This window comes from Priestia taiwanensis (assembly GCF_014638355.1).
GTDB classification, from domain to species: Bacteria; Bacillota; Bacilli; order Bacillales; family Bacillaceae_G; genus Priestia_D; species Priestia_D taiwanensis.
This window is the reverse complement of record NZ_BMFK01000001.1, coordinates 482,766-498,434: the sequence shown is the minus strand read 5'-3', so window position 1 is coordinate 498,434 and position 15,669 is coordinate 482,766. Positions and strand designations below refer to the sequence as shown.

General features: G+C 38.3%; 17 protein-coding genes. 4 read left to right on the top strand and 13 right to left on the bottom strand.

Annotated features, from left to right (window positions below):
* Window positions 1-62: 62 nt before the first annotated feature.
* The 10 genes from IEV41_RS02575 to IEV41_RS02530 form a co-directional block, all read right to left on the bottom strand.
* The gene (locus tag IEV41_RS02575; RefSeq protein ID WP_188386883.1) at window positions 63-887 is read right to left on the bottom strand and encodes a lipid II flippase Amj family protein; all 825 of its coding nucleotides are present in this window, start codon (window positions 885-887) and stop codon (window positions 63-65) included.
* Window positions 888-1,083: 196 nt separating this feature from the next.
* Window positions 1,084-1,338, bottom strand: a complete 255-nt coding sequence (locus IEV41_RS02570) for a hypothetical protein (RefSeq protein ID WP_188386882.1) — start codon at window positions 1,336-1,338, stop codon at window positions 1,084-1,086.
* A gap of 6 nt (window positions 1,339-1,344) precedes the next feature.
* On the bottom strand, window positions 1,345-1,731 hold the full coding sequence (locus tag IEV41_RS02565; RefSeq protein ID WP_188386881.1) for an SHOCT-like domain-containing protein: 387 nt from the start codon (window positions 1,729-1,731) through the stop codon (window positions 1,345-1,347).
* Between the two features lie 13 nt (window positions 1,732-1,744).
* On the bottom strand, window positions 1,745-2,110 hold the full coding sequence (locus tag IEV41_RS02560; RefSeq protein WP_188386880.1) for a DUF2089 domain-containing protein: 366 nt from the start codon (window positions 2,108-2,110) through the stop codon (window positions 1,745-1,747).
* Window positions 2,111-2,362: 252 nt separating this feature from the next.
* Entirely contained in the window at window positions 2,363-3,331 is a 969-nt protein-coding gene (locus IEV41_RS02555; RefSeq protein WP_188386879.1) for an SPFH domain-containing protein, read from the bottom strand.
* A 21-nt stretch (window positions 3,332-3,352) separates the two neighbouring features.
* Window positions 3,353-3,769 (bottom strand): NfeD family protein, encoded by a 417-nt coding sequence (locus IEV41_RS02550; protein WP_188386878.1) that lies wholly within the window; start codon window positions 3,767-3,769, stop codon window positions 3,353-3,355.
* A 98-nt stretch (window positions 3,770-3,867) separates the two neighbouring features.
* Window positions 3,868-4,245, bottom strand: a complete 378-nt coding sequence (locus IEV41_RS02545; RefSeq protein WP_188386877.1) for a DUF3888 domain-containing protein — start codon at window positions 4,243-4,245, stop codon at window positions 3,868-3,870.
* Between the two features lie 364 nt (window positions 4,246-4,609).
* Window positions 4,610-4,804 carry a DUF3896 family protein gene (locus IEV41_RS02540; protein WP_188386876.1) on the bottom strand — a complete coding sequence of 65 codons (195 nt, stop codon included), beginning with the start codon at window positions 4,802-4,804 and terminating at the stop codon, window positions 4,610-4,612.
* Window positions 4,805-4,903: 99 nt separating this feature from the next.
* The gene (gene uptA, locus IEV41_RS02535) at window positions 4,904-5,506 is read right to left on the bottom strand and encodes an undecaprenyl phosphate transporter UptA (RefSeq protein WP_188386875.1); all 603 of its coding nucleotides are present in this window, start codon (window positions 5,504-5,506) and stop codon (window positions 4,904-4,906) included.
* 107 nt (window positions 5,507-5,613) lie between these two features.
* Window positions 5,614-7,278, bottom strand: coding sequence for a peptide ABC transporter substrate-binding protein (locus IEV41_RS02530; RefSeq protein ID WP_188386874.1), 1,665 nt, complete (start codon window positions 7,276-7,278; stop codon window positions 5,614-5,616).
* 414 nt (window positions 7,279-7,692) lie between these two features.
* Between IEV41_RS02530 and pssA the strand changes: the two genes are divergently transcribed.
* Both pssA and IEV41_RS02520 read left to right on the top strand, forming a co-directional pair.
* Window positions 7,693-8,430 carry a CDP-diacylglycerol--serine O-phosphatidyltransferase gene (gene pssA, locus IEV41_RS02525; RefSeq protein WP_188386873.1) on the top strand — a complete coding sequence of 246 codons (738 nt, stop codon included), beginning with the start codon at window positions 7,693-7,695 and terminating at the stop codon, window positions 8,428-8,430.
* Window positions 8,431-8,586: 156 nt separating this feature from the next.
* Window positions 8,587-9,723 carry a DUF418 domain-containing protein gene (locus IEV41_RS02520; protein WP_188386872.1) on the top strand — a complete coding sequence of 379 codons (1,137 nt, stop codon included), beginning with the start codon at window positions 8,587-8,589 and terminating at the stop codon, window positions 9,721-9,723.
* A 46-nt stretch (window positions 9,724-9,769) separates the two neighbouring features.
* On the opposite strand, the gene IEV41_RS02515 is transcribed toward IEV41_RS02520, so the two are convergent.
* Window positions 9,770-10,300, bottom strand: a complete 531-nt coding sequence (locus IEV41_RS02515) for a hypothetical protein (protein ID WP_188386871.1) — start codon at window positions 10,298-10,300, stop codon at window positions 9,770-9,772.
* Window positions 10,301-10,574: 274 nt separating this feature from the next.
* Window positions 10,575-11,525, bottom strand: coding sequence for a CobW family GTP-binding protein (locus tag IEV41_RS02510; RefSeq protein ID WP_188388651.1), 951 nt, complete (start codon window positions 11,523-11,525; stop codon window positions 10,575-10,577).
* Between the two features lie 148 nt (window positions 11,526-11,673).
* Between IEV41_RS02510 and IEV41_RS02505 the strand changes: the two genes are divergently transcribed.
* Window positions 11,674-11,964, top strand: a complete 291-nt coding sequence (locus IEV41_RS02505; RefSeq protein WP_188386870.1) for an ArsR/SmtB family transcription factor — start codon at window positions 11,674-11,676, stop codon at window positions 11,962-11,964.
* An 81-nt stretch (window positions 11,965-12,045) separates the two neighbouring features.
* Complete coding sequence (locus tag IEV41_RS02500; RefSeq protein ID WP_188386869.1) at window positions 12,046-14,475, top strand: CoA-disulfide reductase; 2,430 nt, start codon at window positions 12,046-12,048, stop codon at window positions 14,473-14,475.
* 45 nt (window positions 14,476-14,520) lie between these two features.
* Here IEV41_RS02500 and IEV41_RS20235 read toward each other — a convergent pair whose 3' ends face one another.
* The gene (locus tag IEV41_RS20235; protein WP_275583692.1) at window positions 14,521-15,639 is read right to left on the bottom strand and encodes a collagen-like domain-containing protein; all 1,119 of its coding nucleotides are present in this window, start codon (window positions 15,637-15,639) and stop codon (window positions 14,521-14,523) included.
* Window positions 15,640-15,669 lie beyond the last annotated feature (30 nt).

Here is a 15,669-nt window from a genome sequence, read left to right as displayed (position 1 = left end):
TTCTTTATTCTATCATAATTTCTGTTACAACGTGTATAATTTTATGTTTCATTTTTTACATTTTATAACAAAAATTTCGTAAACCATGCAACATAATAAGCTGCTGGCACAAAAATAATTTGAGCAAGGATTGTCCCTAACAGACGCGATACAATCATCGTTAATGTAACCGCCTTCAACTGCGCATAACTTCCCTTTCGATTTGATACTTCATCAGCCAATATTGCCACCTTCGGATCAACAAGAACGAAAATAAGAATTGTCGCTACGCCGTTAATTAATCCAGATGCCATAATTGCCGTAGATGCATGTTGCGGGATCAGAAGTGCCGCAAACAACGAAGATAACACACCAACTGTATAAATCGCCGTAATGAGCGTATTTGTAATTAATAATGAGAACGAAATATGCTTAAACTTCACACCTTTTAAATACGAAAATCTCGGAACCGTAATATGCTTGCATGCACGTAATATATACGAAGGGGTTAGACACTTTCGTATCAAGCGAACAATTGAACCCCTCTCAATCGACAAGTGAAACAGCGCCCGTGAGAATAACGAAATAAACGTCGGAAAGAACAGAATACCAAGTACTGTCCCAACTGTACACGCCGCAATAATAAAACGATATTGATGCTCCACCCATACGAGCGCATCAATATACGATAAGTCACCCGCAATATCCACTAAGCTTCCTGTCAACGGTTGCTGGATCATATTCGACATACGTGACACAATGACCATCACATTAAATAACGAAAAAGCCGACGCCAAGTACCCAACTCGCGCCCCCGATAACCTTGTCGCATATGCAGATGTATCAATACAATGAATAATCATAATGAACAACGAAATAAACAATACCCGCTCCGTTACATACTCCAAGCCCACTTCCCCCACCTACTCCATAATAAATGACAGCTAGTCTAAATATATGTGACAAGCCTATAGGAATATGAATAGAAATAGGGATGTCTTTTCGACATGGTGGAGATGTTATCAGACTTTCCACTAGTAGTAAAATAAACAAAGCCCCATTTCTCGATTGTATAAAACGAGAAATGAGGCTTTTCCCGGTGTATTATAGTCTAACCTTAACTTCCGTCCCGTCCTTAGCTTTGACATCTACTAGTACAAGTCCCTTATAATTTTTCAAATCCTTGACGATAGACTTTAGCATTTTTTTATCTAGTTGCTGAAAAGGAAAGTCCGTTTTTTTGCTTACATTTTGCTGAACTAATTTCGAATGAAAAATGGAGATTGCAATATTTAACATCGCATATGGAACTGGAATGGTGAAGCGCACATTTTTTGCTTTCACTTTTATATGCATCATGAATAACTACTCAATGATGATGGAAACGGTATCGCCGTCTGCCGATTTAATATCAACAATTTGACCATCTAATTCGTTTTCAATCGCTTCCATAATAAGAGCTATATCTAGATCTTTCACGTATTTTTCCGACTGTGGAAGACTCGCTGCGATGCTATGCCCGGCCACTAGTAACGTCTTAACAAGTTTGATTGGCAAATTCACAGTGACGTTATCATCTTGAGATGAAACAACACGGAGTTTTAATGTTTTGTTTAAATAGGTAGCCGTTTTTTCAGAAAGCTTATTTGTTTCTTCTTTCGCCTGCAATACTTGAATCAGTTCTGACCCCTTATCCGCATCAATCTTTCCTTCTTGGACCATTGTTAACACTCTTGTAATTTCCTCTTTCATCGTAAATTCCTCCCTATTCGTCTTTTAAGAGTTTAATGGCTTCTTCTGGTGTGATTTCGCCATTTTCCAACATGGTGACAACTTTTTGCTCATCTACTTCATTTTTCTTCTTCTGTACATATCCAAGGGATGAAATAATGTCTGTTAGCTTGCCTCGAACTGTCGGATACGAAATCCCTAGTTCCTTTTCCACCTCTTTGATATTCCCTCTGCATGTTAGAAATACTTCCACAAAATGAAGCTGATCCTTTGATAAAGATGCTAACTTAGATAACTCAAATTCATTTTCGATTGTAGTGTGACAATGAGAACAATGTAACTTTGTAATTTTCAACGTTTCACTACAAACAGGACAATTTGTTATTACTTTATAGGCCATAATGGAATCCTTTCCTTCTTATTGATTTCATTATATAACAAGAAAAAGAAATTAAAAACAATAAAATAAATATTTTTTAACTTAAAAATTAATTATTTAAATATTAATTTTAATATTATTAATACCACCTTCAAATCACTCAATATCCACTTCATGATAATTAACATTATAATATCCATGTACAAAGTATCTTCTCTTGACCAATTCACTCCATAAAAAAACACCTTTTCTCCATGAAAAGGTGCTTCTTCTTTATTTCTTCTCTTTCCCTTCGCTATCACGCCACACTTCTTTGACGCTTTCAACCATTCCTAATAGGCGTGTTGCATCTGTTGGGATAACGAGTTTTGACGCTTTTCCTTCTGCCACTTTCTCCATCGCTTCCATTGAGCGAAGTTGTACCATTTCTGGTGTAGGAGCTATGTCCTTCCACGTCTCTAAGACAACTTTCTCAGCTGAAGCTTTCGCTTCCGCTAATTTCACGATTGCTTCCGCTTCCCCTTCTGCACGAAGGATTTGGGAGTCTTTCTCCCCACGAGCACGTTCTACTTGGCTCAAACGCTCCCCTTCTGCTTCCAGTACTTTTGATTGCTTTTCCCCTTCTGCACGAAGGATTTTCGATTCTTTCTCCCCTTGTGCATTCAGGACTTGCTCACGACGTAGACGCTCTGCTTGCATTTGACGCTCCATCGCATTTTGAATGTCATGTGGTGGAATGATATTACGAATCTCCACACGATTTACTTTTAAGCCCCATTTATCTGTTGCTTGGTCAAGTACCGTACGAAGCTTCGAGTTAACCGTATCACGGCTCGTTAACGTTTCATCTAAATCTAGTTCCCCGATTAAATTACGTAATGTTGTCGCTGTTAAGTTCGAAATCGCCGCTAATGCATTCGCAATTTCGTACTCATGACGCACAGGATCCGTAATTTGGAAGAATACAACTGTATCTACTTGAATACTAACATTATCCTTTGTAATCATCGCCTGTGGTGGGAAGTCTACTACTGTCTCACGAAGCGACTTCTTACTAGCAACACGTTCAATAAATGGAATCACAATGTGAATGCCACTTTCCATCTTACGGTGATATTTACCTAATCGCTCAACAAGGTAGACCTCTGCCTGACGTACAATACGGATACTTGATAGCAAAATAATAGCAATGAATAAAACAATAACACCAATAATAATTGTTGTAACTGGAATCTCTCCCATCTACATTTCCCCCTTTGATCTCTATATAGCCTCCACCATTAAGGTAGCGCCTTCAATGTCTTTAATACTTACTTTTTGGTTTGCAATAAGTGATCGAGAACTCTTTACAATCCATTCTTCTCCGTGAATCATGATTGTTCCAATCGTATTATCCTTCTTGTCAACAGAATGTACAAGTACTTCTTTCCCAATGTAACTGTAAATGCCACTTTGTAGGTCTTGACCTTTGTGTACGTTCTTTCCAAACTTCTTCGTACCTAACCATAACCCAATGGCTGTTACTGCAAAGACAAGTAATGCTAACCAAATTGATTCGGTCGTAAAGATGACAGCCGAAGCTGCAAGTGTTGCGATACCTAGCCATAAAAGCACAAACGTACCAGTCAACATCTCCACAATAATAAGAAGAATACCTATTGCAAATAATGAAATTGCCAACAAGCAAATCCCTCCATTCCTCTTCTACCTCTCCAAAAGCAAAAGAAAATTTCACTTACAACTTAATCATAACAAACTTTTCCATATAAAAAAAGCCTTCAAGAAGGCTTTTTACATGAAAAGGTAAAGGAATTTGGCAATTTTAAGACGTTCATTTTTACAACATTCCAATCGCCTTCCTCATTATTTAACGTAAAAGTTAACCGTTCAAACGGCGGCTCATAGTTCCCCGTATATGTAATGAGCTCTACCTTCGTTTCATAAACATACGCCTGCGGATACTTTTTCGTTAACGAAAGAATTTTCACACAATCATACTGTCTCAATATGCCGTATCGTTTTTCAATCATCGTATTCATCTTTGGAAATAACGTTGATAAAAATGCTTCATTATATGACGCTTTCGCAGCATACACTTGTCCAGGCATCAACGAAACGCACATAATCAAACAAACAATGACAAATAAACGTTTCACTATGTATCATCACCTTTTATCATTTCATTGCCATTAGTATGACCGAAAAACAATAAAGTAACCCGCATTTATTTGAAGCGTATCGTTCTTCTCTCTTTCGCTTTCTTTCTCGGGGAGCGGAGTTGATGGATAACATATGCAAGAAAAGAAAAGAAAATAATTGCTAAACACATAAAGACCCCAATTTCCGTTATTAACACCGCGCTCATCACCCTTTTTTTCATGATATGCTTATTGTATAAGATAGTCGTTCTCAATTGGTTAAAAGAAGGTTACAATCTGACAAAAAAATAATGACAAAAAGATTACATCATGAAAAAAACGCGCCAAATAATGGCACGTTTTCGCTTTCTTTGGTAAAAAATTAAGATACAGAACCATCAATTCCCCGAGAGTAATGATTCATCTCTATCAACTCTAACATGTATTGTGTAATCCGTAAGTCTACTTCAACATTTTCGCGTGCTTCTGGTGATAATTGGTCATTCTCTAACATACGTAAAAGTTCCTGCTTCTTATTCTCTGTGTGGGCCTTTACTTTCTCATAGTTCAATTCCATTCTAATCACCTGCTTTTCTTTTATTATTATTAGTATAAACTATAAACAATATATGGAAACTATGTATTATTGAATTTTCTGTAAACATTGTGTGACAATTTAGACAAATTTACTTTTCTTTCTCTGAATAAGGATATACACATATAGAAAAATAAAGACTACTACGACTACGATGACATACGGCATATATGGTGTCACATATGCCTTAATCCTGTACCAACTAGTCCCGAGACTGCGCCCAATATAAATGAAACAAAATGACCAAGGAATCATTGCCAATATCGTATAAAACGTAAACGGAATTACCCGCATTTTTGCTAAACCAGCTGGGATGGAAATAACATGACGAACAATCGGGACAAATCTAGCAAGGAAAACAATCCCTGTTCCATAACGATTAAACCACGACTCCGCCATCTCTATATGCTTCTGACGAATGAACAAATATTTCCCGTATTTCATTACGAAAGGTCTTCCGCCGTAATAACCAATCCAGTACAAAAACAACTGGGCAAGTGTTCCCCCAATAACACCAGCTATTAACGCCCCAACAAACGTAATTTCGCCTTTTGCTATTAAATATCCCGCATAAGCAAGAACAAGTTCACTTGGAATAATTTCAACCATTAATCCAATCATAATCCCAATATATCCGAGACTCATTAAAAATTGTAATAACTCTGTAACAACCGATGTTAGCATCTTCATCCTCTTTTCCGTCTCATCTTCCGTACATATGTATGACCTTTGTCCATGAAACAGAACAAAAAAAGAGAGAAGCATAACGCCTCTCCCTCTCTTTATTACTCTTATTCCACAATAGATACCCACTTGTAACTGTAGTCCCCACCGATTTTATGTGATACTAATCCCTTCACATTTGGACGTAATACGTATGCACGAGCACGTTGGTAAACTGGTGCAATTGCATATTCCTCTGCTACAAGAATTTTTTCCGCTTCTAATAATGACTCCCAACGCTTCGGTAAATCTGATAACAAATCAACTTTCGATTTCTTAATAAGATCATCATACTTCGCATTTGAGAAGCCCATGCTGTTATGGCTATTGTCTGTTATGAACATATCTAAGAATGTCATTGGATCTTCATAGTCAGGACCCCATCCACCGTAGCTAATATCATATTCCATTTTGTCTACTAATTCTAACTGTTGTTTGAATGGTTGGATTTTAACATTAATTTTTAAGCCAGGTAAGTTCTTTTGTAATTGACCTTGTAAATACTCAGCCGTTCTCTTCCCTACTTCTGTATCTGATGACAGAAGCTCAATCGCTACTTCATCTTTGCCTAACTCTTTCTTTGCTGCTTCCCATGCTTTTTGTGCTTCAGCAACGTTGTATGAAGATAAGTTACCATTCGTTTCACGGAAATCTTTTCCAGTTTTAGTATCTGGACCTTTCGCCCAGTTTCCTGGTACTAATGCATCAATTGGTTTAGAACCATCACCTAATAATTCTTCTGCATAGCTCTTCTTATCGAATGCTAATGCGATTGCTTTACGAACATTCTTATTCGCTAACGCTTCTTTCTTCTGGTTCATACGTAAGAAGAATGTAGTTGCTTCTTCTCTCGCTCCTAAATCTGGCTTATCTTTAAATGATTTTACTACGTCTCCACTAATAACAGAGAAATCTGCTTCATTTGTGTTATACATGTTCACACGTGTTTGAATTTCTTTTACAACGTTTGTTTGAATTTCTTCAAGCTTCACCGTTGCTTTATCCCAATATTGATCGTTCTTCTTGTATGTCCAACCTTTTTCTTGTACCCAATCAGTTAATACGAAAGGACCATTGTATAAAGCTGTTGTTGCTTCTAATGCATATTTGTTTCCTTGTGCTTTCACAAACTCTTCATTTAGCGGCATAAATGTACCAAACGTTGTTAATTTGTCAAAGTAAGGAATTGCTGTTTCTAATTCTACTTCAAGTGTTGTATCATTTACTGCTTTTACACCCAGTTCAGAAGGTTGCGCTTCTTTTGCCATGATTTTATTTGCGTTTTTAATATCTCCCATGATGTACGCATATTTAGACTTTGTTGCCGGGTCAATTGCACGTTTCCATGCAAATTCGAAATCTTTTGCAATAACTGGCTTACCATTTGACCATTTTGCATCTTTACGTAGCATGAATGTGTATTTTTTTCCATCTGGGCTTACATCATGTTTTTCTGCTACCCCAGGAACTAATTTATCCCCTTCACCAAGACGATATAATCCTTCCATTACGTTATTTAATGCAAGGAATGAAACAGCGTCTGTTGCTATCGCTGGGTCAAGTGATGGTAAGTTAGATGTTTCGATTGTTTTCAATACTTGCTTCGCTGCTAACTTGCCATCACCTTTACCTTTACCATTAGATTCTTCTTTTTCCCCTGTGCTTCCACACGCTACTAAAAATACACTTAACATGAAAACGAGTGCTGTAAGAATGGACCATTTTTTCTTCATTGTATAGAACCCCCTCTATTTAGTATGTAGTCGTAGATGAATGCATGTATACGATAATACATCTACAAGCTATATTTTACGCAATATTATCAAAATATCAATAATTTTCTGAAAAATATAAAAATATTTTTTTACAACGATATACTTCCTTCTCTTTCTTTCGCTATAAATACACATGAAACAACAACTTCCCCGACTTCCAACTCCCCCAGGAAAGAAAGCGTTACCATTTTAGGTGTAACCTTTCATTTGTATGTTACGCAGCAAAATCATTGATAAAAAACATCACTATGTTGCAAAATATTATTGCAATATCCTTTAGCTTCCTTCAAAATGGTAAAGAGGATATATTATACATTTCTTTTATACAAGAAAGTGTATTTATGTAATTAATTTTAAGTAGGAAGTGATAGTTTGATTAGAAGTATGATCCCTAATTTATTCACATTAGGAAACTTGTATTGCGGATTTTTATCTATCGGTTACGTAGCCGCCGGAGAAACAAGAAATGCAGCAATCCTTATTTTAATCGGTATGATGCTTGATAGTTTGGATGGTCGAGTAGCTCGAATGCTGAACGTACAATCTCCACTAGGAATGCAATTAGACTCCTTAGCAGACGTTGTAACATTTGGTGTGGCTCCTTCATTCTTAGTATATAGTACTGTTTTTAGTGGTACTGGTTATACTGGATTATTCATCGTTGGACTATTCCCACTATTTGGCGCGTATCGCCTAGCACGCTTTAATATAACTCCTGCTTCTACGTCGATGAAACACTTCACAGGAGTGCCGATTACTGCCGCTGGTGGTATCGTTGCATTAATGACGTTATTTACGCATTGGATTCCTAACGCAGTAACAATGGTTGTATTCTTTGCATTATGTTACTTAATGGTTAGTACAATCAAAATTCCAAGCGGAAAAGACATCCCAATGCCAAAGTACGGTACAATCGTTACAATTTTCTTACTGAGTGCCATTATCGTTGTATGGCAAACGAAAAAAGCAGATTGGCCATTCTTCTTGTACATAGCAATTCCATTATACGTTGTATACTTACTATTCCAGTTCGTATGGAAGAAGCGTAAATATGTCGATGAGAACGGCAATCCAACTAAGAAGCGATTTAAATTGCATCGCAAACAGTAATACGAATAAAAACCGCTATTACCCTGCCTTTATTGGCGAAAGTAATAGCGGTTTTTTTCTACTCCAATTACGCCTTACACCTTTCACTAGGAATCTAAATGCTCTCCTTTTCATATGAATAATATTGTGACAATTCACTCATATAGGAGGAAGATGATGAATCAGCCTATTTTACAACGTGAACGTATACAGAAGTTGGATATTATTCGTGGCTTTGCGATACTAGGAATATTTCTTGTTAATATCCCTACAATGGCAGGAAACTCCTTCATGCACCCCTCTTCATTTGTTGGAATAGATAAGTACGTTAACCTATTCCATGATCTATTCATCCAAACAAAGTTTTACACGATTTTTTCCTTTCTATTCGGTTTCGGTTTTTATATTTTCATTAGTCGTGCAAAAGAAAAAGGACTTGGCTACAAGTGGCTATTTGGAAAGCGCCTAATTCTACTATTTCTCTTCGGAGTCACTCATTATGTATTTTTCTGGTTCGGTGATATTTTACATACGTACGCTTTGCTTGGGGTATTTCTGCTTTTCTTTTATCGGTGTAAGGCAAAGACAATCTTAATATGGGCTATTTCTCTCTTCATTATCGCTCATACAGCCGTTCTTTACTTACTCACTGAGGGCATAAGAAAGGTGACACTAACTTCACCACCTAATTATTTTTACGAATGGGCTACTCATGTACAAACAAGAGCAAGCGATTTCTTTAGCCTAAAATTGCTTGCTCAATTATTAATGAGTCCAGAAATATTATCCCTCTTTTTATTCGGATTATATGTTGGGAAGAAAGGATTCTTCTACAAAATAGAGGAATACCGAAACAGTTTGCGTAAATGGCAAATAGGCTCCCTTATTGTCGGACTGTTACTATGTATCCCAATCGTCATTGGATTTATTCAAAATGAAACATATTCAACGAAAGAACATTATCTGTGGGTTATTTTAAGTGGAAAACCGCTAGCAATGTTCTATATCACAACGCTCATGTTAGCGAAAGCAAAATGGTTGAACCATCTTGGATACGTAGGACAAATGGCGCTTTCTAACTACATTACACACACACTAATCGGCACAGTTGTACTTTCTCTTTTCGTTCAACAAACAGCGGACATTTCGCTTCTCACTCAAGTCTTCATCGTACTTGCGGTATACATTACGCAAATATTTATAAGTAAATGGTGGCTTGCTCGTTATCAGTTTGGCCCGCTAGAATGGGTATGGAGAAGCGGAACGTACGGACGCTTCCAATCGATGAAAAGAAAAAGAGAGCTTGAGAAATAATAAATGAATTTAATACAAAAAGAGCATGGAATATTTCCATGCTCTTTTACATTAGGAAAAATTCAGCTCCTACTGGATACAAAGCAGTATATTCATCGTCTTCAGGATTTAAATAACCTATGCTTACTCCTTCAAGTAAATTGTTATTCTTTAGTTCTTCTAGGATTGTTTGTGTTGCCTTCTTAACATCTATAACGTAGTTAACAATATTAGCTGTACCACTACCTATATCACCACCATCACAAAAACCATTCCCTGTCCAACCTAAACATTCATTCATTAAATCCTCAACGTGATGTCTCTTTTCAAGAGTCACTTCCATCTGATGTTCCCCATAACTATATTGAACAACAAGCTCCAGTAGTTCATCTTCAGCTAAAGAATTGTAGCCATCATTAGCTTTTTCTTCTACTAATTCGCCCATTAACTTTTCTGCCTTTTGAAATAGTAATAGTTTCTTTTCCTCAGTCTCACCAATATCTCCAACAGTACCGTGATGAATTACTAATGTCTTACCATCTTGCCAAACTTCCCAATACAAAACCATATCATCAACCACTTTGACCATCTTAATCAAGACTAACACCACCCATTATTTTATCTTAAATAGAGTATATCATTTGTTTTAAAAACTTTACTCGTAAATTCTCGATTTCTGGGCTGAGGTTAATTTTTATATAAAAAACAAAAGTTATAATACGTCCGTAAAATTATCAACAATCTAATTTTTAATAACAAAAAGACAGACCTATACATTGCTAATTGGCCTGTCTTTTAACTGTTTATTTTATCGCCTTCGCTCCTAAAGAAAAAACCTCTAAGCAATAATTCAAACTTACTTTATTCTTATCCTACTTCGCTACACAATCACGAATATGTTCTTCAAACCATGCTTTATTTAAGTCTTTTCCAATGAAGACAAGCTCACTTACTCTCTCTTCCCCTTCGCGCCACTCTCTGTCTATCTTGCCAGCAAACAAGCTATGTACACCTTGGAAAACAACTCGCTTATCCGTTCCTTTAACCGAAAGAATACCTTTGTAGCGGTATAAGTTCTCTCCTAACATCTCTACAACCGCTGTCATCCACTCATTCACTTGTTGCATATTAAGTGGACGCTCTTCACGAATAACGAACGATGTAATGTCTTTCAAGTGACCCCCATCGTGTTCTACGTTATGTAATTCCAACTTGTCTTTCATCGAGAAAGTACCAATATGCAATAAATCTTCGACATCTACTTCTGTATTTTTCGAACGAATAACTGTTGCTGTTGGATTTAACGAATGAAGAAGTGTTTCTATCTCTCCTGCTTCCTCTCCTTCTATTAAATCCACTTTATTCATTAAGATGCGATCGGCAAACGCAATCTGCTCGCCTGCTTCAATACCTTTCTCCAGGTGTTTCTTAATATGATAACTATCAACAACCGTTATAACACCATCAATGTTATACGCCTCTTGTACAACTGGATCTAAGAAGAACGTACCGATAATCGGTCCCGGACTCGCTAAGCCTGTCGTCTCAATCACAACTGCCTCGAACTCTTTCTCTGCTTGTAGTAACTTTTTCAGCGCTACTAATAAATCGCCACGGACACTACAACAAATACAGCCATTCGTCATTTCCATTACTTCTTCATCTGTATTCATGACAAGTTGATTATCGATGCCAACTTTCCCAATTTCATTGACAATAACCGCAATTTTCTTCCCATGCTTCGCTGTCAAAATATGATTTAATAACGTCGTCTTCCCACTACCAAGGAATCCTGTCAAAATCGTTACTGGTATCTTTTTCATTGCTTCCACCTCTACTACATAATCTTCTCCTACTGTATCACTTCTTTTTACAACAAACAATGAAACAAATTGCACACATATATATTTCTTTCTATGAAACGTTATGATATTGTATTGGTACAAGAATATCGAAAAGGAGACGAAACAAATGATTGACTTCGGATACGATGAAAAACAATTAGAACGATATGCAGATTTACTCAAGACATTAGCCCATCCTGTTCGCCTATGTATCGTCAAAGGCCTCATCGAAAAAGGAACATGTAACGTATCAATGATGCATACATGCTTAAATATGCCACAATCAACGATTTCGCAACATTTAGCAAAATTAAAACAAGCGAATGTTGTAACAAGTAAACGAAACGGCTTAGAGATGTTCTACAGTGTGGAGAACAAACAAGTTATTGCACTTGTCGATACACTCTTTAAAGATTAAGCAAAAAATATTTGCTTTTTCGCCAACTATATCGTAATATTTGAATATAAAGATTAATAAATGATAAACGAGGGATGCACAATGAATCAAAAAATCGTAATTGTCGGTGGCGTTGCTGGTGGAGCAACTGCAGCTGCACGTCTACGCCGCTTAAATGAACAGGCTGAAATTGTACTTTTTGAAAAAGGTGAATATATTTCGTTCGCAAACTGTGGACTTCCATACTATATCGGTGGCACAATCCCACAACGCGACAAATTATTACTACAATCCGTTGAAGGCATGAGCAAGAAATTCAACATGGACATTCGCAACTTGAGCGAAGTAATCCGTATCGACCGCGCGAACAAAAAAGTAGTCATAAAAGACTTACGCACAAACAATGAATACGAAGAAAGCTATGATAAGTTAATTCTTTCTCCAGGCGCAAAGCCAATCAAACCTGCTATCCCTGGAATCGAAGACGCAAACAACTTATTCACACTGCGTAACATTCCTGACACAGACAAAATTAAGAGTCACGTTGATACCAACAATATTAAGAAAGCAGTTGTCATTGGTGGTGGCTTCATCGGTCTAGAAATGGCAGAGAACTTAGTAGACTTAGGGATTGACGTATCATTAATTGAAGCAAGCAACCAAGTTATGGCCCCACTTGATAGTGAGATGGCGGCGATGGTTCATGAACATTTAGTACAAAAAGGTGTTACTCTTCATTTAGGTGACGGCGTTCAATCATTTGAAGCGAATGGAACAAAAGTGAACGTAACGAGCGGCGCACACGTAGATACAGACATGATTATTCTATCAATTGGTGTAACACCAGAGAACACACTAGCAAAAGACGCAGACTTAGCCCTTGGCGTACGTGGTACAATCGTTGTAAATGAGCATTTACAAACAGAAGATGAAGACATTTACGCAATTGGAGACGCTATCCAAGTAACCGACTATGTAAATGGTACACCAACAATGATCCCACTCGCATGGCCAGCAAACCGCCAAGGACGACTAGTTGCTGACCACATTAACGGTCTTCAAGCAACATACAACGGCACAATGGGAACAGCTATCGCAAAAGTATTCGACCTAACTGTTGCGTCAACTGGCAACAACGAAAAAACATTACAACGCTTGAACATTCCATACCGTGCAATTCATATTCACCCGGTATCACACGCTGGTTATTATCCAGGCGGTGCACCAATTGCTCTGAAACTATTATTCGATGAGCAGACTGGTAGAATACTAGGTGCACAAGCAGTCGGAAAAACCGGTGTTGACAAGCGTATTGATGTTATTGCAACAGCAATGAAAGGTAACTTAACTGTTCATGACTTACAAGACCTTGAATTAGCATACGCACCACCCTACTCTTCAGCGAAAGATCCAGTGAACATGGCTGGATACGTAGCAGGAAACATCATGGACGAAATGGTCGAAACTGTTCAATGGCACGAGATTGACGAAATCATCGCAAACGGTGGTATTGTTGTTGACGTACGCGAACCAATCGAACGAGAAGCAGGATACATCTCTGGCACACTTAACATTCCACTTGGTGCAATTCGTGAACGTTTAACAGAATTACCGAAAGACAAAGCCATTTATGTATCATGTCAAGTTGGTTTACGTGGCTATTTAGCAAGCCGCATTTTAACACAACATGGATACAAAGCAATCAATGTAGACGGTGGCTACAAGACATATAAATACGGACATTATACAGTAGGGACACCTACTCCACCAACAACAACAACGAAGGAAGAAACAAAGATGACAAAAGAAGCAAACATTACTTTAGATACATGTGGCCTTCAATGCCCCGGTCCAATCTTACAAGTAAGTCAAACAATGGCGAAATTAACAGACGGCGAAACATTACATGTAAAAGCTTCTGACGTAGGATTCACGAGCGACATCGCAGCATGGTGTAACAAAACAGGTAATACTCTTCTATCATCAACAACAGATGGAAACGCTATTTCTGTTACTCTTCAAAAAGGAGCAGAAACACCAGTAGTACCTATGACAACAGACAAAGACGGTGCAACACTTGTTGTATTTAGTGGCGAGTTAGATAAAGCAATCGCATCATTTATTATCGCAACAGGTGCAGCCGCAATGGGCAAAAAAGTAACGATGTTCTTCACATTCTGGGGCTTAAACATCTTAAAGAAACAAGGTGCACCAAAGGTTGAAAAAGCACCACTAGAAAAAATGATGTCGATGATGATGCCAAGCGGTCCAACTAGCTTACCGTTATCAAAAATGAACATGGGTGGTCTAGGATCAAAAATGATTCAACACGTTATGAAAGAAAAGAATGTAGATGACATCCAGACATTGATCCAAAACGCACTAGACTCGGGTGTAACCCTAATGGCATGTACAATGAGTATGGACGTGATGGGAATTAAACAAGAAGAATTAATTGACGGGGTTGGTCTTGGTGGTGTCGCAACATACTTAGGCGATGCAGAACATGCAGGCGTTAACTTATTCGTCTAATATGAAAAGACGCAATCTAAATGATTGCGTCTTTTTCTCTATCCTTTAAAAAGTAGAAGGTCCATCAGCAAACTTAATGATTGTCATATTCGCAGACGATCCATTAGCCGTAACAACAATCGTTCGATCACTTAAAGAACGATTGGCAAGACCTACATCAAATGGTACCGTTGTTACATTTATAAGCGCCATCCCTGCTGTATTCCCACTCCCTGCATCATTACCGACTCCCGAGAAAGGATTTCCATTTTGTGACAAACCAAACGCACTACCTAAGCTATCAGCTTCTATATTCACTGCCCAGTTAACAAGGTACAACCCTACTTCCTCAATCGTAATAATATTCCCGGGTGCAGTGAAATCAAATGATGTCCCAACATTTTCTGCAGACGTAAAAAGCACTAACCCATCATTTGGTATCGTTTGCGAACTAGCTCTTAAAAGTTCTATTCCACTGGACAAAATTTGTTGAGGACCAGTAGGACCCGTGTCTCCTGTTACTCCTGTTGCACCAGTGTCCCCTGTCGGGCCTGTTATTCCTGTCACTCCCGTATCTCCCGTTGGGCCGGTTATTCCTGTTGCTCCCGTATCTCCCGTTGGGCCTGTTATCCCTGTTGCTCCTGTGTCACCCGTTGGACCTGTTACTCCTGTTGCACCAGTGTCTCCTGTTGGGCCTGTTACTCCCGTTGCTCCTGTGTCACCCGTTACTCCTGTTGCACCAGTGTCTCCTGTTGGGCCTGTTACTCCTGTGTCACCCGTTGGGCCTGTTACTCCCGTTGCACCAGTGTCTCCTGTTGGGCCTGTTACTCCTGTTGCACCAGTGTCTCCTGTTGGGCCTGTTACTCCCGTCGCTCCTGTGTCACCCGTTACTCCTGTTACTCCTGTTACTCCTGTTACTCCTGTTACCCCGGTGTCTCCTGTTGCTCCAGGTGCAATTAATGTATAATCTGATGATATTCCTGGAATCCCTTGCGGTGGCGCTGTATTTACTAGATACGTTTGACCATCAAATACTACTACTTGGCCTACTTGATAGTTCTGAGCATCTGCTGGATTAAAAGTTACAATCCCTGCTGGACCTGTTGGACCCGTTGCTCCTGTTATAGCTGGAGGAATAATAGGGAATGCGCGGAAGTCCCTACATAAATCATCACTAGAATACAAGATGAATTCTCCCTTTCTCTCATTAAACTA

Excerpts from the sequence above, each read along its gene's own strand:
- IEV41_RS02570 (WP_188386882.1), bottom strand. The coding sequence starts at position 1,338 with ATGATGCATATAAAAGTGAAAGCAAAAAATGTGCGCTTCACCATTCCA.
- IEV41_RS02565 (WP_188386881.1), bottom strand. The coding sequence starts at position 1,731 with ATGAAAGAGGAAATTACAAGAGTGTTAACAATGGTCCAAGAAGGAAAG.
- IEV41_RS02560 (WP_188386880.1), bottom strand. The coding sequence starts at position 2,110 with ATGGCCTATAAAGTAATAACAAATTGTCCTGTTTGTAGTGAAACGTTG.
- IEV41_RS02555 (WP_188386879.1), bottom strand. The coding sequence starts at position 3,331 with ATGGGAGAGATTCCAGTTACAACAATTATTATTGGTGTTATTGTTTTA.
- IEV41_RS02540 (WP_188386876.1), bottom strand. The coding sequence starts at position 4,804 with ATGGAATTGAACTATGAGAAAGTAAAGGCCCACACAGAGAATAAGAAG.
- uptA (WP_188386875.1), bottom strand. The coding sequence starts at position 5,506 with ATGCTAACATCGGTTGTTACAGAGTTATTACAATTTTTAATGAGTCTC.
- IEV41_RS02530 (WP_188386874.1), bottom strand. The coding sequence starts at position 7,278 with ATGAAGAAAAAATGGTCCATTCTTACAGCACTCGTTTTCATGTTAAGT.
- IEV41_RS02520 (WP_188386872.1), top strand. The coding sequence starts at position 8,587 with ATGAATCAGCCTATTTTACAACGTGAACGTATACAGAAGTTGGATATT.
- IEV41_RS02510 (WP_188388651.1), bottom strand. The coding sequence starts at position 11,525 with ATGAAAAAGATACCAGTAACGATTTTGACAGGATTCCTTGGTAGTGGG.
- IEV41_RS02505 (WP_188386870.1), top strand. The coding sequence starts at position 11,674 with ATGATTGACTTCGGATACGATGAAAAACAATTAGAACGATATGCAGAT.
- IEV41_RS02500 (WP_188386869.1), top strand. The coding sequence starts at position 12,046 with ATGAATCAAAAAATCGTAATTGTCGGTGGCGTTGCTGGTGGAGCAACT.